The following is a 1084-nucleotide window of genomic DNA, read 5'->3' as shown; positions in this document are numbered from 1 at the left end:
AGGTCTTTATGATGTATCTGCCGCGTATTTGCGAGCACTGCATCAACCCGGCGTGCGTGTCATCCTGTCCGTCCGGCGCCATGTACAAACGCGAGGAGGACGGCATTGTGCTTGTGGATCAAAACGCATGCCGTTCATGGAGATATTGCGTCTCATCCTGTCCTTATAAAAAAGTCTATTTTAACTGGCAAACGAATAAAGCGGAAAAATGCACACTCTGCTTTCCACGCTTGGAGGCGGGGCTGCCGACTATTTGCTCTGAAACGTGTGTCGGCAGAATCCGCTATCTCGGCGTCATGCTGTATGACGCGGACAAAGTGGAGGAAGCGGCCTCTGTTGAAAATGAAAAGGATCTCTACCATTCCCAACTGGACGTTTTTCTTGATCCGAATGATCCTGAGATTGCCAAATTGGCAAAAGAACAAGGCATCCCGGCTGAATGGATAGAGGCCGCGCAGCAATCGCCGATCTATAAAATGATCATTGACTGGAAGATTGCGCTGCCGCTTCATCCTGAGTACCGCACACTGCCAATGGTGTGGTACATTCCGCCGCTCAGCCCGATTATGAATCTCTTTGAAGGAAAAGGCAGTCGGCAAACGGCGGAAGATATTTTTCCGGCTATCGACCAAATGAGAATTCCGATTGACTATTTGGCGCAGCTATTAACGGCGGGGGATACGGATCATATTCGGTCCACGTTAAAGAAAATGTCTGTCATGCGCCAGTATATGAGGGCGGTGCAGACGAATAAATCCATCGACCCGGCATTGATCTCCAGTGTCGGTTTAACAGAACAGCAAATTGAAGACATGTATCGGCTGCTGGCGATCGCCAAATATGATGACCGCTTTGTGATCCCGAGCAGCCATCGAGAAGAAGTGTCAGATTTATATGCTGAACAAGGGAGCTGCGGCTTATCATTTTCAGGCGGCCCCGGCTCCTGTTTCTAACTTTTGATAAATGAGGTGTAACAAGATGAACACCACAGACCGGCAAATGACGTTCTCCGCTCTTTCCACTCTTCTCTCTTATCCGGATGAAGAGTGGAGAGCCGAGATTCCCGATTGGAAGGCTCTTATCC

Annotated in this window: 1 protein-coding gene; it reads left to right on the top strand. The window is 49.4% G+C overall.

Annotated elements, in window-relative coordinates; all coding sequences use genetic code 11:
- The coding region (narH, locus tag ACFVXG_RS46175) for a nitrate reductase subunit beta (protein ID WP_387936509.1) at window positions 1-953 on the top strand (953 nt) is incomplete at its 5' end.
- Window positions 954-1084: the final 131 nt, after the last annotated feature.

Origin of the sequence: Kitasatospora sp. NPDC058162 (assembly GCF_042884005.1) — a bacterium.
Lineage (GTDB): Bacteria > Actinomycetota > Actinomycetes > Streptomycetales > Streptomycetaceae > Kitasatospora.
The sequence above is the reverse complement of the archived record's forward strand: the minus strand, read 5'-3'. Positions and strand labels throughout refer to the sequence as shown.